At 54.7% G+C, this 17,775-nt stretch carries 14 protein-coding genes; 5 read left to right on the top strand and 9 right to left on the bottom strand.

Going from position 1 to position 17,775, the window contains the following annotated elements; all coding sequences use genetic code 11:
* Positions 1-4 precede the first annotated feature (4 nt).
* The 9 genes from ACUZ79_RS10245 to ACUZ79_RS10285 form a co-directional block, all read right to left on the bottom strand.
* Positions 5-2,002 carry a hypothetical protein gene (locus ACUZ79_RS10245; protein ID WP_449251527.1) on the bottom strand — a complete coding sequence of 666 codons (1,998 nt, stop codon included), beginning with the start codon at positions 2,000-2,002 and terminating at the stop codon, positions 5-7.
* Between the two features lie 3 nt (positions 2,003-2,005).
* A complete protein-coding gene (locus tag ACUZ79_RS10250) occupies positions 2,006-3,844 on the bottom strand; it encodes a glycosyltransferase (RefSeq protein ID WP_449251528.1) in 1,839 nt (612 codons plus the stop codon).
* 137 nt (positions 3,845-3,981) lie between these two features.
* Positions 3,982-4,731: a hypothetical protein gene (locus ACUZ79_RS10255; RefSeq protein ID WP_449251529.1), complete on the bottom strand. Its 750-nt coding sequence runs from the start codon at positions 4,729-4,731 to the stop codon at positions 3,982-3,984.
* Between the two features lie 83 nt (positions 4,732-4,814).
* Positions 4,815-5,567, bottom strand: coding sequence for a methyltransferase domain-containing protein (locus tag ACUZ79_RS10260; RefSeq protein ID WP_449251530.1), 753 nt, complete (start codon positions 5,565-5,567; stop codon positions 4,815-4,817).
* Positions 5,564-6,244 carry a pimeloyl-ACP methyl esterase BioG family protein gene (locus tag ACUZ79_RS10265; RefSeq protein WP_449251531.1) on the bottom strand — a complete coding sequence of 227 codons (681 nt, stop codon included), beginning with the start codon at positions 6,242-6,244 and terminating at the stop codon, positions 5,564-5,566. The genes ACUZ79_RS10260 and ACUZ79_RS10265 overlap by 4 nt, the downstream gene beginning before the upstream one ends.
* Positions 6,234-7,403 (bottom strand): aminotransferase class I/II-fold pyridoxal phosphate-dependent enzyme, encoded by a 1,170-nt coding sequence (locus ACUZ79_RS10270; protein WP_449251532.1) that lies wholly within the window; start codon positions 7,401-7,403, stop codon positions 6,234-6,236. The genes ACUZ79_RS10265 and ACUZ79_RS10270 overlap by 11 nt, the downstream gene beginning before the upstream one ends.
* A 313-nt stretch (positions 7,404-7,716) precedes the next feature.
* Positions 7,717-8,481 carry a nickel pincer cofactor biosynthesis protein LarB gene (gene larB / locus ACUZ79_RS10275; RefSeq protein WP_449251533.1) on the bottom strand — a complete coding sequence of 255 codons (765 nt, stop codon included), beginning with the start codon at positions 8,479-8,481 and terminating at the stop codon, positions 7,717-7,719.
* A 93-nt stretch (positions 8,482-8,574) separates the two neighbouring features.
* Positions 8,575-9,426 carry a nickel insertion protein gene (larC, locus tag ACUZ79_RS10280; protein WP_449251534.1) on the bottom strand — a complete coding sequence of 284 codons (852 nt, stop codon included), beginning with the start codon at positions 9,424-9,426 and terminating at the stop codon, positions 8,575-8,577.
* Positions 9,427-9,587: 161 nt separating this feature from the next.
* Positions 9,588-10,124, bottom strand: a complete 537-nt coding sequence (locus tag ACUZ79_RS10285) for a flavodoxin family protein (RefSeq protein WP_449251535.1) — start codon at positions 10,122-10,124, stop codon at positions 9,588-9,590.
* A gap of 340 nt (positions 10,125-10,464) precedes the next feature.
* On the opposite strand from ACUZ79_RS10285, the gene ACUZ79_RS10290 reads away from it, so the two are divergent.
* From ACUZ79_RS10290 to ACUZ79_RS10310, 5 genes are all read left to right on the top strand, one after another.
* Positions 10,465-11,418: an AraC family transcriptional regulator N-terminal domain-containing protein gene (locus tag ACUZ79_RS10290; protein WP_449251536.1), complete on the top strand. Its 954-nt coding sequence runs from the start codon at positions 10,465-10,467 to the stop codon at positions 11,416-11,418.
* Between the two features lie 226 nt (positions 11,419-11,644).
* Positions 11,645-12,637 (top strand): AAA family ATPase, encoded by a 993-nt coding sequence (locus tag ACUZ79_RS10295; protein WP_449251537.1) that lies wholly within the window; start codon positions 11,645-11,647, stop codon positions 12,635-12,637.
* Between the two features lie 3 nt (positions 12,638-12,640).
* Positions 12,641-14,086, top strand: a complete 1,446-nt coding sequence (locus ACUZ79_RS10300) for a vWA domain-containing protein (protein ID WP_449251538.1) — start codon at positions 12,641-12,643, stop codon at positions 14,084-14,086.
* A gap of 71 nt (positions 14,087-14,157) precedes the next feature.
* Positions 14,158-14,640 carry a hypothetical protein gene (locus ACUZ79_RS10305; protein ID WP_449251539.1) on the top strand — a complete coding sequence of 161 codons (483 nt, stop codon included), beginning with the start codon at positions 14,158-14,160 and terminating at the stop codon, positions 14,638-14,640.
* Between the two features lie 348 nt (positions 14,641-14,988).
* The gene (locus tag ACUZ79_RS10310) at positions 14,989-17,442 is read left to right on the top strand and encodes a response regulator (RefSeq protein ID WP_449251540.1); all 2,454 of its coding nucleotides are present in this window, start codon (positions 14,989-14,991) and stop codon (positions 17,440-17,442) included.
* The last annotated feature ends 333 nt before the right edge of the window (positions 17,443-17,775 follow it).

A 17,775-nucleotide genomic window follows, 5' to 3' on the forward strand; every position in this document is an offset into this window, starting at 1 on the left:
CGCATCAGTTGCCCCCCGCAGCGTACAGAACGCCCTTTTCAGCGGTAGCATAAAGGAAATTGTTTCGGTTATGCCTATGGGCAAGCGGCGTCCAAAGAGAGCCGGGGATTTCCGCCCGCGTAAAATCAAGCAGGTAATGCTCTGCGGGCAGGGTAATGTCCGAGGCCGCAAGCGCTGCCGCCGCCTCGCGCGTAAGGCGCACCACGGGGCGATAGCCTGCGGCGGCAATGGCCTTGAGGGTCGCCGCCACATCCTTCCATGAGCTTTGGGCAAGGGGCTGCACCATTATACCGTCCCACAGCCTGCGGCTCTGTTCTATGCTGAAGGGCGCAATCAGCAGCATGCTGTCGTCCAGAACAAGATTGCCGGGGGCAAGAGCGGCAATGGTCATGCTGCCCTCCGCCCTAGCGCGCAGCACCTGACGCGAAACCCTTTCGGCATCTGCGTTGCCAGCACTGACCCTGGCTGCCAGCGGCACCACGCATGCAGTGACCTCTTGCGCCCTGGCTGAAGCCACACTGCCAGAACTGACGTTGCCCGTGGATTCAATGCGCCAGAGCGAAGGAATACGCACGATATTCAGCGAACCAAAGCGTCCCTCGAACCCCTCCACATCGTCGGTACCCAGAGCGACCGCCCCAAGCCGCAATGTGGGTGAAACTGGCAAAAATCCTGGGCCAAGCGCCTTTCCATCAAGCAACACCTTAAGTCTGTTGCCCTTGAGCAGGATATCAAAGCGCCAGGGCGGCTGGATGGAAATGGTTTCATCCGCAATAGTATACAGCCCCTGACCGGGAACGCGCTCCTGCACCAGCAGACGCGCCCCGTGCAGGGTCACGCGCAAAAAGGCACTGGGCGTTGCATAGCGCAGGTAGACGTAGCGATCTACGTTTTCCTTCTGCGCAATGGTCATGGACAGCGAAACATTATCCCACAGGTTGCTGCCGCGCAGGATGACCGGGTCAGCCCTGCCCTCCTGCGGGGTCAGCACAATATCCTGCCCCGAGGCTTCCACCCTGGTGCGAAATGACACCCAGCTATCGGCGGTGTCGCCCTCTGCCAATGAAAACCGTGTGCGTTTGGCGGTTCTGAGCGAGAGCACTTCCATAAGGTGCTGCTCCGTCCAATCCGGCTTGATCTGTAGGCGTGTAAGCGCAAAACGGTCATCCACTGCGGAATTGAACGCCGCCCCTTCTCTGGAAAAAGCCATCTGAAAATACTGCTGCACCAGATCGCGGTTGGCCTCTTTGACCGCATGCGGCATTGAACCGTTAAAGGAGTTGGCGGGCATCATCACAAAAGCCTTGGGCGGCTCGGGCATGAGCTTTGCCAGCGGCTCAAACGATTCTTTATAATACGCCGCCAACCGGTCGCGCATCTGCTCTTCTGTTTCTGCTGGCAATCCAGTGGAATCGCGCAAAAAATCTGTCAAAAAGTAGCCGGGCGTCACCTTGGGCATGTTTTCGTTGATGGGCAACAGCCCCCGCCCCTGGCTGCCCACATCCCAGAAAGGACTCTTTGCCAGCGCCGCCACATTGGACTTGGTGACAAAAAAGTTGTTCCAGCTTTTGAGTGAGGTGGTGGTTGTAAAAAGTGAGGCATGCACCCCTGTTTTACCCATGATCTCCTGCCCAAAGATAACCGAGTCCTTGCGGCCCCCTTCCATCATAAGATACAGGGCTTTCTCTGGCAGCGGTTCTCCATCGCGATAAAAACTGATGACATCGTCAGAAGTTATCCACTGATAGCCAGCCTTTTCAATGGCTGCCACGTGCTCCGCAAACTGCTGGCGCGAGTTCAGCCCCGGCTTTTCATCGCGTGTGAGAGAACCGTAAGAAATGGCCGTAAAACCATCGCGTTGCGTCCACGATTCACGGTCAAACTGCGGCGGCCTGCCCCTCTCAATAAAGAGCTGAACAATAAATACGCACAGGCCAATCAGAAATACCCATTGCAGGCATGACCGCAGGATCTTCCAGGTATCTTTGGAAAGCGCGCGCATGCCCTAGCCCTCACCGTGCTTGCCATGATCGGCGGGCTGCCCTGCTCCTGCGGCAACGGCGCTTTCAGAGGGCATGACGAACATCTTCTGCTCGTAGCGCAGCTTTTCCTGTGCGGCCACGTCGGCAGACGTATTGCGCGTGCCCCATTCCGACTTCCAGAACGTGAGCACTGCCACAGGAAGTTGCCACAACAGCACCCCCAGATAGAAAACGCAAAAAACAATGCCGTAAGGCCACAGATTGCTGCGTTTGAACAACAGATAGGAGGCGCTCATGAGCATACTGGTGACAAGAATGCCCGCAAGGTATTTGTAGGGAAACAGGCCAAGCTCAATTGGAATAACCACCATGGTGCGCACAACAACCAGCGGGGCCAGCACCGGCAGCAAAAAGCCAATGTAGAAAGAAAGCGCCATGAAGGGCTCTTTTCTCCACATAAAGGAGCTGGCGCGCAGGGTTTCACGCAGCCACGAGCGCTTCCAGCGCATTTGCTGCCGGATGAAGGTACGCATGCTCGAAGGCACAATGGTGGAACACACCGCCGCATCCTGATAGCCTGTGCGGTGGTGGGCAAGGATATAGTTTGTCAGGCTTCTGTCGTCGCCAAACGTGGCCGGATAGCCAAAAAATTTCTGGTTGAGCCATTCATCAAGGTAGTGCAGCACAAGATCCTTGCGGTAACAGGCAAGGGGGCCGGAAAGGCAGGTCACGCCGTCAAAAACGGATTCCGCCGCCTTGATGAACCGAAAGGCCACATAGTAGCGCACGGCCTGCATCTTGGTGAGAGCGTTTGTCCATTTGTTCTGCACTTCTGTTCTGCCGGAGACAGCCCCCATCTTGGGGTCGCGGAAGGGCTGCACCACTTCCCGCACGGCGTCCGGCTCCAGAAAACTGTCCGAATCCACAAAGACCAGCAGCTCAAACTTGGCATGCTGGGCCCCCGCCGCAAGGGCGTGGCGCTTGCCCATGTTGTAGGGCTGTTCAATGACCACAAAGCGGTCGCCGGTTATTTCCTTACGAATCTGCTTTTCGATGCGCCGCACACGCTCCATGGATTTATCCGTGCTGCCGTCGTCCACAAGGATAACTTCGAGTTTCTCCTGAGGGTAATCCTGATTGATGGCGCACTGGATGGTTTTTTCAATCCATTCTTCTTCGTTAAAGCAGGGAATGACAATAGTGACCCCGGGCGTAAAGTCGGGATCAACAGGAACATTGCGGTAAAAAAAGGAAAATACAAATCTGCTCACCAGAAAAACGGACGCAACAATCCCATAGGTAAATACGGGCACGTCAAACATGAAGTAAAACAGGCTTTCCTGCCGCATGTAGGCAACGGCATATACAGAAATTGCAAGCAGAATTACAGAAGTTGCAACCAGGCGCAGCCACTTTCTCAGGCGCAGATAGTTATCCAGATTGCGCACAAAATTGACGGCAACCTTTTTTTCACCATCCTCGCCTTCCACAATACGCACAACATCTGCGGGGATACGCACGCGTGATTCATACCCTTCCGGCAAGGTGCCCGGCGGCATGGTAAAGCGCAGCACAAGCTTTTGCCCCTCGGCAGGGAGCGGCGCATCATCAGCCCAATGCAGCAGCATGCCAGATGACGAAAGGTCTTCGCTCAGGCAGCGTATTGGGGCGGATTCTTCCGAAGCATCGTACACCGAAACCTGAAGCTCTGCTTCATACCGCTGATGGGCACCACGCCTCGACCCGCCCCGCCCGGGGATATTGGGGGCGAGACGGCGATCACTCTTGGCCTTGGGGTAAATTTCACCGTCCAAGGGCAATTGGGGAGTGAGCTTGGAAAAAAGTTTGGTGGACAGCAGCATTCGGTCAACCCGGTTCGGTTGCGGTGGCGAAAAATAGCATCACAAATCGTCACGTTTTTGATAATAAATACTTAAAGCAAATTCCATACCCCGTCAAAAAAATGCTATCTGTCCGCATGTCCCCGCCAGCCTTGCCGCTACTGCCGTGACTTGCAAATCTTGAGCACTGCGGCATCCGCCGCGTCATTTGCTGACGGCTCAAAGCTGACAATTTCTCCATTGCAGTATGAAACCTGAAACATTTTTTCCGACGCAGAATCGTCAGCATCGTCCTTTTCCGTCAGGGCGATGGAATACAAAATGCCAAAGTCGCCTTCGGCATTTTTAAAGGGAATGGCCTTTTCAATCCGAATCCTGATGGAATCAGGATTTTTAAAACCATACACCATGCTGTACGTTTCAAGATACCGCACAAGTACGTTGCGTAATATATCTTCATCCATGACCTGATATGTATCACGCGGAATGAATTTTTCCGTCATTGATTCGTTATAGGCCAAAAATTTATCCGCATTTTCTCTTTCTGCATTGTCAATATACAAAAATTCCTTGCAATATGCGTCCTGTTTGTCTGGCTTGCTGGCGTTTTTCTCGATATTGTCCGCCAGTTTCAGTCTGTACAGCACATAGTTTGGAGGTAACGCCCTATATTTGATATTAATGACGTTTGCTTCATCGAGGTTTTGAAAAAGATCCTTTTCAAATTTGCCTTGAGCGTCTGCCAGGTCACGCTCCTGCATTTCAAGATATGCCTTGGCAGATTCAAAGCCATAGGCTCCACCAGCAACGGTATCCCCCTGCGGGGATGATGCGGCTAAAGCCCTCTGGCCCAGGCAGAAGATCAACAGGGTGGCGCACCAGTAAAGAAATCTTGCCGTAGGTTTCATCCAGCGCCTCCTCTTACTGTTTAGGCAACAATACTAAAAAGATAAGAGACAAAACAAAAAGGGCACAAATTGATACTAAATAACTAGCCTAGTCTCTTGCGCAGGGCAACAACATACACGGGCCGATAAGTCAGCCTGACGCCCTGCCCTGTGCCGTAACGGGAAATGTAACTGTCTACAAATTCAAGATATCTGCGCTTGTTCCACCCAACAGACCTGATGCCCGTTACGCCAGTATGCCTCAGGTGCAGCAGCACGTCATGCGGGCTGGCAAAATCCAGCGTGATTTCGCCCTGCTCCATTGCAACCAGATTAAAATCCTGCTCAAGATAGCTTTGCAGGGCGGCAGCATCGGCATAGTCCAGCCCAACACCCGTAAGCTCGGCAACTTCGCACAGGTTGCCGGGCAAAAAACTGCTGAAGGCCAGTAGCCCGCCCTTGGGCAGATAACGGGCGCAACGATGTAAAAATCCCTCAATATCCGCAAACCACTGCACGGTTGAAGCACTGCAAATGGCGCCAAACGGGCCGCAGAAGTCCAGTGTTTCCGCGTTGCCCTCGCGCACAGTAAGCACGTCTGGCTCTTGCTGCGCAAGGGCCTGCACTTGCGGGCTGGTATAAAGATCGTTGACAGTGAGGCTTTTGGGCTGCGCGCTCAAAATATGCCGCGTCAGCAGGCCCGTACCCGCGCCTATTTCCAGTATGGTTGTACCACTGGGAATGTGCGGCGCTGCAAGCGCCCAGAGGTGCGAAGCAATCTGCCGTTGGGCCTGAGCCTCGGCATCATAACTTGCGGAAGCAGCGCTGAAGCGCCGCCTGACAAATGAAGCACTCATGGCAGTTCTACATCGACAAAAGGAATATCCGGCATATAGTGCGGCTCGTCCAGCTCCAGCACCGGGATTGCAGACCAGGCTTTGCGCATGTTTGCAATGGGAAATATTCTGTCTTTTTTGCTCAGAATTGCCATGTTCCAGCCGGTAAACTGCGCCTTGCCCTTGTGGGCAGCGCATTCCTTGATATGCAGCAGCTCCGCCAGCAGAGAGTCCACACTGCGTGCTGAACGGCTTGATGAATTCCGTGAATATCTGCGCGCTTCAAACACGGCCCGGTGCGCCCCGCACATGCGCCTGTTGAACCGTTCCACGCTTTCGGCGGAAAGGTTTTGAAGCGTGGCATCATAGACTGCCACCGGTATGCCAAGGCTATCATCAACAGGCGTGAGCGTTCCGTTAATGGCCATGGCGCGGCTCACAGCGCACTGCAGGCCCGGCAAGACCAGGGATGCCGCGTACACGCCAAGCGACCATGCCCGCACCCGTACCTCGCTGTAAGGACGCAGAGCCTCCGCATCCAGCGTCATATCGGTATAGTCGTAGCACACGGCAAAATCGCAGTGCGCCGTATGCGGCGAATCCGCAGCCCAGGCAAAGGGGCGGCTGTCCATGCCCCACCCGGCAAAAAACAGTTCCAGGGTCGGACAATCGGCACGCCGCAGAAAATCAATATTCATGCAGCAACCTGCTCAGCAGGGCTATGAGGGATTCAACCTCCTCACGCGTGGTTCCCGCTGTGAGCGAAATGCGCAGGCGCGAGCTGCCCGCAGGCACCGTGGGCGGGCGTATGCCCATAATGTAAAAACCCTCGCGTTGCAAATGCCCGGCAATAGCAAGCGTGCGCTGGTTTTCGCCCGTAATGACGGGCACGATCTGCGAGGTGCTGCGCACCGACTGCCCAAGGCCATCAGTAAAGGCATGCATCATGCCCGCCAGCCCGGCAAGATGCTCCCTGCGGGCCGCCACCTCCACACTGGCAAACTTTGCAAGCACAAAGCGGCTCCAGGCAATGTTGACCGGGGGCAAGGCCGTGGTAAAAATAAACGGGCGCACGGTATTAACAAGGTATTCCCGCAGGGCTGCCGAGCAGATCACATATGCGCCCAGCGAGGCCCAGGCCTTGCCCATGGTGCCCACCAGAAAATCAATGTCCGCCGCGCAGCCCTGCTCCTCGCAGCAGCCAAGGCCCTTTGCGCCGCGCACACCCACGGCGTGGGCCTCATCCACATAAAGCTGCACAGTGGGATTGGCCTTTTTCAACGCCACCAGCCGGGGCAGATCACAGGCATCGCCATCCATGCTGAAAATGGATTCGGTGACGATGATGATGTTTTCGTAGTCCGCAGCGTGCTTTTCCACCAGCATTTCGAGCTGGGCGTAGTCATTGTGCCTGAAGCGGATGCACTTGCCCTCGCTCATGCGGATGCCGTCAATAAGGCTGGCATGCACCAGCTTGTCTGCTAAAACAAGCGTGCGGCTCGTGCACACGGCAGGCAGAATGCCCTGATTGGCGTGATAGCCGCTGCCGAACACCAGGGCGGCCTCCGCGCCATAGGCCGTTGCCAATTCCCGCTCAAATGCCTCCTGCTGGTCGCAGGTGCCTGTGAGCAGACGCGAGGAACACGCGCTCATGCGCAGGGCGGGAACATCCTGCTGCGACCAGAACTCCTGCCGCAGGGCGGCATCGTCGCCAAGAGAGAGATAATCGTTGGAGCTGAGGTTGATAAAGGGCGCTCCGGCCCGCTCCCTCTCGCGCTGCACTGCGTCAATATTGCGCAGGACGCGCAGGCTGCCGTTCTGCTTCTTTTCATCAAGCCACTGTGTGTATTGCATCATTCTCTGTCCGTTAGGCATATCGCGGCTGGCAGCAAGGGGCCAGACGCATATCAAGGCATGCAGAAAGCATTGAAAATAGCGGCGCAAGCGATCACCAGAAAAGCGGCTCTACAAAAAAGCTGTCGCTCCCGCAACAGGATATCGTCACCCGCAAAGGGCAACAAGTCAATCACGCTGGGTCATGCCAAGCCCTGCGCCTGTGCGGCATATTGCCGGAAACAAAGACGCATGGCCTGACAGTACAGCGTAATGGCGCCTGACAGATGTTGTGGAGGATATAGAAGCAGGTACCCGCTGTCGGGCAATCGGATTCTTAGGTTTTGCTGTTGCCCTCGCAGGCATTGATAATGCGGCAGGCCGCACAGGCAGCACCGAAGCCGTTGTCGATATTGGTAACAGTGACGCCGCTGGCGCAGGAGGTGAGCATGCCAAGCAAGGCGGACAGCCCCGCAAATGATGCCCCATAGCCCACTGACGTAGGAACCGCCACAACGGGCTGGGGCACCAGACCGCCGACCACGCTCGCCAGCGCGCCCTCCATGCCCGCAATCACAATGACGGCACGGGCGGCGAGCACCTCTGGCAGGTTGTTGATCAGGCGGTGAATGCCCGCCACGCCCACATCGGCAATGATTTTTGCGCGCACGCCTAGCATGCGGCAGGTCTCCCGGGCTTCTTCCGCCACGGACAGGTCAGAGGTGCCCGCAGTGACAATGGCAACTTCGCCCTGCTTCCAGGCAATGGGCTTGACGACCAGCGTGAGGGTGCGCCCAAGAGCATTGTATTCGGCATTGGGGCACACCGACTGCACGTGGGCCGCCATTTCGGCCGAAACCCTTGTGGCCAGCACATTGCTGCGGTCGCCCACACGGAGGAATATTTCGCCCACCTGCTCGGGGGTTTTGCCCTCGCCGTAAATGACCTCAGGAAAGCCATTGCGCGCCGGGCGTTGCAAATCAAACTTGGTGTGCCCAAGATCAAGCACCGAACTCTCGCGCAGCAGATTCATGCCATCGGCTACAGAGAGGCTTCCGTCCCTGATTTCAGTGAGCAGCTTTTCCAGTGAACCACCTGACATTTCTCTACTCCAACATGGTCGGGTTTCATTACCCGCGACCGTAATTTGCCCCGTACACTATGTAGCGTCAAGATTACGCCAGAACGGGCAGAATTATCTGGCTGGGCCAGCGCCCGCAGCTTCGTCAACTTCCGCCAGATGCACCCGCAACATATTGGGCCGCTCTGTACGGCGATGCCCGATGCCGTACCCCGTACTCAGGGTGGTCATGACCGGGGCTGCCGTGAAGGCGTCAACCAGAGCGGCAATGATGGCCGCCCCCGTTGGGGTTGTGGCCTCATGCTCCACCCCGCCGCGCGAGGTGGGGATTCCATGAAGTATCTCGACCGTCGCCGGGGCAGGAACAGGCACCATGCCGTGCGCGCAATGCACAAAGCCGCCACCAAGCTCCAGGGGCGAAGACCACACGGCATCAACGCCAAGAGCATGAAAACAGATGGCCGCGCCCACAATGTCCACAATTGAATCCGTTGCGCCAACTTCGTGAAAATGCACGTCTTCCAGAGACTTGCCATGCACCTTGGCTTCTGCCTCGGCAATACGGCGGAAAATGCTCAGGCTCGTCTGTTTGACCGGGTCTGCCAGCGCGCTTTGCATGATGATTGCTGTGACGTCAGCAAGATTCCTGTGAGGCAGGTACCCGGCTTCCACAAGGCTGTGCCCATGCACATGAGCAGGCGCGCAGGCATGCGTATGGTCATGCCCGTGGGTGTGTTCATGACTGTGGCTGTGCCCGTGCTGTTGGCCGTTCAAGTGCACGTGAACCTGCATCCCCTGAATGCCGTTACATTTTTCTGGCTGACACTGGAGCGCAAACTCGTCATCAATGGCGAGCTTTGCCAATTCTGCCTTGAGATAATCGGGGCTGACCCCAAGATCAATCAGGGCAGCCAGATTCATGTCGCCGCTGACTCCGGCAAAACAATCGTAATACAGTATCTTCATAATGCCCCGGCAAGAAATGTACGTCTGAAAAAAGAGGGGCAGACTGTCGCCGCCCGTGCGCAATATAGGTATTTTGCCCGCAACAGGGAATAGCCAATACGACCTGATTCTTGCCTATTTCTGCATGATGGCGGCTATCCGGCACACCATAGGGGCTGCTACTACACGTTCTTGCCCATCTCAAAAGCCTGCGCCATGCTGGGAGAGCCCTTTATATCGCCCTTATTCCACGCGCCAACGCCGTACACAACGCCCTTTTCCACCGATCCTTCAAGGCAGTAGGCAAAACCCCTGAAACACTCGATGGTTCGCTCCATGTGCGACAAATCAGTATCCGCAGCGGCAATAATATAATACATGCTTTTGTTCTTGATTTCAGTATAGCGAGCAACTGTCCTGTCCATGAGGGCTTTTATCTGCGCGCTCACAGAATAGAAATACACGGGCGAAGCCAGCACAAGAACATCAGCCTCTATCATTTTTTCCAGCATGGTTTCCATGCCGTCCTTTTGCACGCAAACGCCCTTATGACTCTGACAGTATCCACAGCCAAGACACGGAGCAATTTTATGGTCCTGCACAAAAATCTTTTCCACCGTATGGCCTGCCTCCTGCGCTCCAGCCATAAACTGCTCGCACAAGAGATCAGAATTACCGCCCTTGCGTGGGCTGCCGCAAAAAATCAGGATGTTTTTCATTACTCGCTCCATATGCTGATTTGTAGGTATCTCATCCCATGTCAGCTACAGACAAGACACATATTTTCAGTAGGTTAAATGCCTCTTGGCAAACTTCAACCTGAACATTTAAACTATCACTTTAACTTTTTCTCAAGCATTTTACCGGGCAAAATGCCTTTGCTCCAGACACGCAAACGTGCTCACATTGCCCTGGCCGCTGCTTTAATCTTTTAAGAGCCTTGGCTAAAAACGTATAGTCCGATTCTCTCAAATTATTGCCCGATTGTCCGACGATTCAAACTATTGTGTTGTTTTTCTCCGTCCTCTTCTGGTAAAAAGCCAGAAAGGGAGAACGACCATGCCTCAGCAAGACAAAGATAACTGCGACATGCTGAATATTCAGCGGCAGGCGCTGGCCCGCAACATTGCCCGCCAGACCGAGCAAAACCATCGTCTGGAAACGGCAGTGCCGGGGCTTGTACTCGTGCGGTACGAAGCGCCGACCCAGCCCGCAAGCTGCATGTATGAGCCAACTATCTGCCTTGTTGCTCAGGGAGCCAAGCGCGTTATGCTGGGGGACGAAGAATATCTGTACGATGCCAACCACTACCTGATTTCATCTGTCGGTCTGCCCGTGGTGGCAAATGTGGTGGAGGCCAGCCCGGAAGTGCCGTTGCTGGGCATGGTGCTCAAGCTTGATATGCGCATGCTGGCCCAGATGATGGTGGACAGCAACCTGCCGGTTTCGCGCGCGGCAAAATCAGGACGGGGTATGCGGGTTAGCGAGGTGTGCATGCCCTTGCTCAACGCCTTTCAGCGGCTGCTTGACCTGCACGATAACCCGCAGGATATCGCTGTGCTCTCGCCTCTGATCCACAAAGAGATACTCTACCGCCTGCTGCTGGGCGAACAGGGGCATTATCTGCGTCAGATCGTGGCAGCTGGCAGCCATGGATTCCAGATTGCTCAGGCCATTGACTGGCTCAAGAAAAACTACGTGCAGCCCTTGAAAATAGATAGCCTTGCCAGACAGATAGGCATGAGCACCTCGACCTTCCATCTTCATTTTCGCGCCATGACCAGCATGAGCCCGCTGCAATACCAAAAGTGGATGCGTCTGCACGAGGCCAGACGCCTCATGTTCATGGAACATCTGGACGCCACCAGCGCGGCCTTTCAGGTGGGATACGAAAGCCCCTCGCAATTCAGCCGTGAATACCGCCGCCAGTTTGGCACGCCGCCCCTGCGCGACATCAAAGGGCTGATAAGCACCCAAAGCAACTGCCCTTCCGCCAGCCACAAAACAATGTGAAGCAAGCCCCCTCCCTACGGGGGCACTTCGCTATCCTGTTCATGTGCTGACAAGGCATGCGTTGTAGCGAAAAACCTCCCCCCGTTCCATTTTCTCGTATCGCTCTTACGGACCCAGACTGATATTGACTTTCAATTTCTTTTCCTTCATCTTCGACTTCATCGTGCCTCAGCAGCGACCGCGCGCACTTGGCCCTCCTCCAATCACTGCTATTTCAGGAAGAAACATGACGCCTTCACAGGTTATTTCCGCTTTACAGACCCTCACCAGTATTCATCAGCCCGTATTCTTGTGGGGCGCGCCGGGAGTGGGCAAAAGCCAGATAGTCTCTCAGGTTGCAGCCATGCGTGGCATGGCCCTGCGCGATATCCGCGCCGTGCTGCTTGATCCTGTTGATCTGCGCGGCTTGCCGCGACTTACAGATGCGGGAACCGCCGTATGGTGCCCGCCTGCTTTTTTGCCAGGGGCGGGCGACCCACCGCAAGGCATACTCTTTCTTGACGAACTCAACGCCGCCCCGCCGCTGGTGCAGGCGGCCTGCTACCAACTCATACTCGACAGAGCCATTGGTGAATACCGCCTGCCGGATGGCTGGTCCATCATTGCCGCAGGCAATCGGGAAAAGGACAAGGCTGTCTCGTACCGCATGCCTTCTGCCCTGGCTAACCGCATGGTGCATCTGGAATTTGACGCCAGCCTTGACGACTGGCTCGCCTGGGCGCAGGGGGCTGGCATTCGCCGCGAGGTTTGCGCCTTTTTGCGCTTTCGCCCCCGCTTGCTGCACGATTTTGACCCGCAGCGCATGGAAAAAGCTTTTGCCTCACCCCGTTCATGGGAATTTGTTTCGCGCATGCTGGAAGCCGCACCTGCCCGCGAGGTGGAATACGAGCTGTTTCAGGGCACCGTAGGCCCCGCAGCCGCAGCGGAGTTCATGGGCTTTCTCTCCGTATGGCGCGAACTGCCCACTGTGGATTCCATCCTGGCGCAGCCAGAGGCCGCCACAGTGCCGCAGGAGCCAGCCGCCCTGTACGCCACATGTGAGGCCCTGAGCCTGCGCGCGGCAGAAGACACCATGGATGCCCTCACCGCCTATGCCGAGCGCCTGCCCGCTGAATTCAGCGTACTGCTGATGCGCGACGCCGTCTGCCAGAATACGGATGTGGTGAACACCCCGGCCTTCAACCGCTGGGCGGAAAAAAACGCGGAAGTTCTGCTTTAAGCCATGCACTCACCCGAAAACCAGCATCCAGACCAGCAAAAGGCAGATCCGACCATCACAGATGCATCCCTGGCGGCCCATCACTGCATCACGCGCGCCCGCGCAGCACTGGTCATGGAGCATCCCTTCTTCGGTTCTCTGGCTCTGCGCCTGCGCTACAAGGCAGACCCCTCCTGCGCGGATATGTGGACAGACGGCAAAACCCTTGGCTACAACCCGGCCTTCTCCACGGCCCTTTCGCAAAAATCGCTGGTGGGGGCAATGGCGCACGAGGTTCTGCATCTGGCCTTCGGGCATCATCTGCGCCGCAAGGGCCGCGATGCAAAACTGTGGAACCGAGCCTGCGATCTGGCAATCAATCACATCTTGGTGGAGTCAGGCTTTACCCTGCCTCAGGGCTTTGCGCACAATCCAGCCTATGCGGGCATGAATGCGGATGAAATCTTTGACGCATTGGCAAGCCTGCAAGACGCCCCCACCAACAAAGGCGCGCAAAATGCGCAGGTTGCGCAGGGTGCGGAACAGACAGAAGGCGCTGGCGCAGCGGCCTTTGATGGCGGCAAGCAGACAGAGCAACCTGAGCAGCCCACCCCGCCGCAAGGCGCGCAAAACAGCAAGCAGCAAAAGGACCAAGACGCCGACCCGCAATCCTCTGCTGGCAACAAGGCCGCAGCCAAGCGCGAAAAAGGTCGCCCGGAGCAAGCAGAGGGAACAACCAGCTTCACCGGCGAGGTGCAGGATCACCCCGATGCGCAAGGCATGCAGAACGATCAGGCCCTCAAGGCCGCCGAACAGGAGGCGGATATAGCCATGATGCAGGCCATGCAGCGCGCCCGCAACATGGGCAGCATGCCCGCAGGGCTGGCCCGGCAGCTTGACCGGGCGTGGCGGCCCAAGCTGGACTGGCGCACGCTTTTACAGCGTTTTTTGGAGCAGTGCGCGCAAAACGACTATTCGTGGACAACGCCCAACCGCCGCTACCTGTACCAGAACATCTACCTGCCTGCCCGGCGGGAGGCCCGCCTGCCCCACGTGGCGCTGGCTGTGGACTGCTCCGGCTCGGTGGACGAGCATGCGCTGGCCATGTTTTGCGCAGAGCTTGCGACCGTGCTTGAGGCCTACGACACCACGCTCACAGTGTTGTTTCACGATACCAAGGTGCAGAAAACCCTCACGCTTACGCGTATGGACATGCCCGCCAGCCTGGCGCCCGTGGGCGGCGGCGGTACGGATTACCGCCCTGTGTGCGCCCATATTGAAGACGAGCGGTTGGCCCCCACCTGCCTGATCTGGTTCACCGATCTGGAATGCGACCGCTACCCCGCCGAGCCGGAATATCCTGTGCTGTGGATTTGCAGCGCCCTGCACGAGCAGCAGCCGCCATTCGGTCAGGTGATATGCCTGACGGAATCCGCACCGGAATTCGGAGCCGCACTGGGTACGGTCTGACCCAACCGCGTTAATCAGGTTTCTTAATTGATACCAACCCCAGCAACACCCCATCCCCACACGAGGGCGCTATGCATATTGAATGGAAAATCACCAAAAAACGCGGCTACCTGCGGCCCACCTTGCAATATTCCGTGCGGCTTGAAGAACACGAAAAAGCTCTGGCCCTGCCCATTGTAAGCATAGTTTCAACCATTCCGCAGCCGGATGAAGAACGGCAGGATTATTGCTATCCCGGCCTGTTCGAGCGGGCGCAGGGCTACACCCCCACCCGATTTCACACACTTGAAGCCCCATCGCACAAGGGGCATTCGTGGACGCGCAGCCTTACCCTGCCCTGGCGCGAAACCAATGAATACCCGGAAGTGGAAGAATCCTTTAAACGCCTGCGCGCCGCCCTGGAAACAGAAATTGAAAGGGCAGACAACAGCCAGCCTATTGACGTGAGCGGCTGCGTGCAAACCTCTGCTGCCGCCAAGGTAATGCTTGCCCCCAACCTGCTTGCTGAGCGCTTTTTGCGCCTTGCCGCCGGGGCAGAAACTGCAGGGCAATAAATGCAAGAGCGTGTTACTACAGATACATAAGTAGAAAAATACTTTTTGTTAGCAAACTAACAATAAAAAAAGCTTTACTATTTTTACACAAAAGTTATCATAAAAATATAACCAAAATGTGCATGACTTATTGAATAATGCACTGAACTAATAATGTATGATTATATTGATGCTACACCATCTCTTATGTATTTTTATCAATATAAACCATACAATTAACATTTTTTCGCGCAAAATCTATTTAGTCTGTTCCTTTGCTTTTCCTTCCATGCCTCACTAGAGAAGACTCAATTACAAGAACACAGGCCTTATACTGATCAGGTGCCATAGACTGACTGAGAGGTTGCTATGCGCATTAAGCACAAGGTTTGGTGCCTCACAGGGGCTATTATAAGTATAATTATATGTTTTGACGTATACTTTGGCTATCGCGAAATTGAGACTTCCATACAGAATGAGCTGCGGCGTGATGCAGAAGATATCCGCGCATTGCTCATGTCTATCCGTCATGTTTATCAGGAGCAGTTTATTGAAAGCGGCTTGCCTGTAAACGACAAAACAGTAGACCTCTTGCCAGCACACACACTGTCCAGAATTTCAAAAGACTTCGAAAACTGGAGTACAAGCGGGCTCAGGTTTCGCAATGTATCTGACAGGCCGCGTAATCCTGACAACATGGCAAGCCCGACTGAGCTTGAAGCTCAGGCATGGTTCAAGGCCAACCCTTCAGCGACTTGCCGATTATTTGAAATTACAGAAAACGGTTCCGACTACTACCAGTACATTTACCCCATACGGGTTGAGGAGTATTGCCTTACATGCCACGGCAGTCGTGAGCAAGCCCCGCCATCTATTGCTGCTGCCTACGCAACTGCTTACGATTATACTATCGGCGACCTGAAAGGCGTGCTGAGCATTATCATGCCCACATATGAACTTCGCCATAAATATTATTCTGAATGGGGCTTTCAGCTTGCAATGCGTATTGTTGGCTATGTTGTTCTTTTACTTGCGCTTGGTAGCCTGTTTAGAAGATACATTGGCGCCAGACTGATAAAGCTAGAGGAAAGCACAAGAAAACTTGCCGAGGGCGATTACTCCGCGCGCGCCTTCCCAACGGATAACGATGAAATTGGCGATCTGGCCGAATCCATCAACACCATGGGCAGAGAAATTCAGAAGCGCGAACAGACGCTTCGTGAAAGTGAGGAGCGCTTCCGCCTGACCACAAACAGCATCAGAGATGCGCTTATTCTGGTTAGCTGCACAGGGCGCATCATCTTTTGGAACAAGGCTGCGGAGAAAATTTTGGGCTATACGGCAGACGAGGTCATGGGGCGTGTATTGCACGAATTTCTGGTACCACCCCACAACCGCGAAAAGATGGTCGAAGGACTGAAAGAATTCTGCCGCAGTGGTCAGGGATTATTTGGGGGTTCTGGCATTGAACTGACAGCCCTGCGCAAAAATGGACAGGAATTTGCCATTGAGCTTTCCCTGTCCTCCACAAACATGCAGGGCCAGTGGGTTGCCATCGGGCTGGTCAGAGACATCACCGAGCGCAAGCAGGTTGAGGCCGAGCTTGCGGCTCATCACGAACGATTGGAGGCATTGGTGGAATCGCGAACCCAGGATCTGATTATTGCCAAAAACGCGGCAGAGGCTGGCAGTGTTGCCAAGAGTGCCTTCCTCGCCAACATGAGCCACGAGATACGCACCCCTCTGAACGCCATCACTGGCATGATCCATATTTTGCGCAAATCGGGCCTTACGCAAAATCAGGTGGAAAAACTCGCCAAGATCGAGATTGCCAGCAACCATCTACTTGAAATAATCAATAATATTCTTGAGTTATCAAAAATTGAAGCCGGAAAGTTCGTGTTGCAAAATGTTCCTGTGCATATTTCTACACTGCTTGAAAATATCACCTCCATTCTAGGCCAGAAAGCGCAGGATAAAGGCATTGAGCTTATTATGGATGCTTTGCAAGAGTCCTGTCCAATCTATGGCGATGACAGCCGGTTGCAGCAGGCATTGCTCAACCTTGCAACAAACGCAATCAAGTTTACCGATCATGGTTATGTAAAATTGCGCGTGCAGGAAGAATCACAAAACACCAGCACCGTAACATACCGTTTTGAAGTGGAAGACACAGGCATTGGCATCAGCCCGGAGATGCAGCCACGCCTTTTCAGCGCCTTTGAACAGGCGGATAACTCCATGAGCCGCAAATACGGCGGCACGGGGCTTGGGCTGGCAATAACCAAAAAACTTGCGGAACTCATGGGCGGCAAGGCGGGGATGACCAGCGTGGAGGGCAAGGGCAGCACATTCTGGTTCACTGCCGTTCTGCGTAAAGATGCCCCCCCGCATACCGAACCATCCAGAGTCAATGCTGGCGAGGCGGAACGCACTATCCGGCAAAAGCTTGGCGGCAAGCGCATTCTGCTGGTGGAAGACGAACCCATCAACCGCGAGATCGCACAAGCCCTACTGGAAGACGTGGGCTTTATCGTTGATCTGGCAGAGGACGGGGGCAAGGCCATTGAACGGGTGCAGGCCGCTACCTATGATCTGATTCTTATGGATATGCAGATGCCGCACATCAACGGCCTGGAAGCCACACGGCAGATACGGCTGCTTCCCCAAGGGGCCGCAATCCCCATTATCGCCATGACTGCCAACGCCTTTGCCGAAGACCGCGAACTGTGCATAGAAGCTGGCATGAACGACTTTATCGCCAAGCCCGTTTCAGTGTCGCTGCTCTACCAGAAGCTCTGCGCGTGGTTGCAGAAGAGGTGAAGGGGGAAACACCAAGTATTTAAAATTATTTTTTTAAATTATACTGCTTTTAAAGGACGTTATCTATTGATGAAACAACTGTGCATGGGGTAATCACGTCATACATTAGTGTATTATTTTCTAATAAAGCATTATAAAGTAATTTATAATAAATGAATTTTGTTGATGCTATGCAATTGCTGGCATGATTCAATTACAGCCTGCAATTTCCTGCGCAAAAAATTTTTTCCCAGAATCCAAAAAACATATTGAAAAATTATTTTTTTAATAGCATTAAAATGCATGACACATATGCAAAAAATTATTTCTGTACAAATTAATCTTCATTAACAT

The organism is Desulfovibrio faecalis (assembly GCF_053570625.1).

Bases quoted from the DNA above. Each gene is read 5' to 3' on its own strand.
- ACUZ79_RS10245 (WP_449251527.1), bottom strand. From the start codon at position 2,002: ATGCGCGCGCTTTCCAAAGATACCTGGAAGATCCTGCGGTCATGCCTG.
- ACUZ79_RS10250 (WP_449251528.1), bottom strand. From the start codon at position 3,844: ATGCTGCTGTCCACCAAACTTTTTTCCAAGCTCACTCCCCAATTGCCC.
- ACUZ79_RS10255 (WP_449251529.1), bottom strand. From the start codon at position 4,731: ATGAAACCTACGGCAAGATTTCTTTACTGGTGCGCCACCCTGTTGATC.
- ACUZ79_RS10260 (WP_449251530.1), bottom strand. From the start codon at position 5,567: ATGAGTGCTTCATTTGTCAGGCGGCGCTTCAGCGCTGCTTCCGCAAGT.
- ACUZ79_RS10265 (WP_449251531.1), bottom strand. From the start codon at position 6,244: ATGAATATTGATTTTCTGCGGCGTGCCGATTGTCCGACCCTGGAACTG.
- ACUZ79_RS10270 (WP_449251532.1), bottom strand. From the start codon at position 7,403: ATGATGCAATACACACAGTGGCTTGATGAAAAGAAGCAGAACGGCAGC.
- larB (WP_449251533.1), bottom strand. From the start codon at position 8,481: ATGTCAGGTGGTTCACTGGAAAAGCTGCTCACTGAAATCAGGGACGGA.
- larC (WP_449251534.1), bottom strand. From the start codon at position 9,426: ATGAAGATACTGTATTACGATTGTTTTGCCGGAGTCAGCGGCGACATG.
- ACUZ79_RS10285 (WP_449251535.1), bottom strand. From the start codon at position 10,124: ATGAAAAACATCCTGATTTTTTGCGGCAGCCCACGCAAGGGCGGTAAT.
- ACUZ79_RS10290 (WP_449251536.1), top strand. From the start codon at position 10,465: ATGCCTCAGCAAGACAAAGATAACTGCGACATGCTGAATATTCAGCGG.
- ACUZ79_RS10295 (WP_449251537.1), top strand. From the start codon at position 11,645: ATGACGCCTTCACAGGTTATTTCCGCTTTACAGACCCTCACCAGTATT.
- ACUZ79_RS10300 (WP_449251538.1), top strand. From the start codon at position 12,641: ATGCACTCACCCGAAAACCAGCATCCAGACCAGCAAAAGGCAGATCCG.
- ACUZ79_RS10305 (WP_449251539.1), top strand. From the start codon at position 14,158: ATGCATATTGAATGGAAAATCACCAAAAAACGCGGCTACCTGCGGCCC.
- ACUZ79_RS10310 (WP_449251540.1), top strand. From the start codon at position 14,989: ATGCGCATTAAGCACAAGGTTTGGTGCCTCACAGGGGCTATTATAAGT.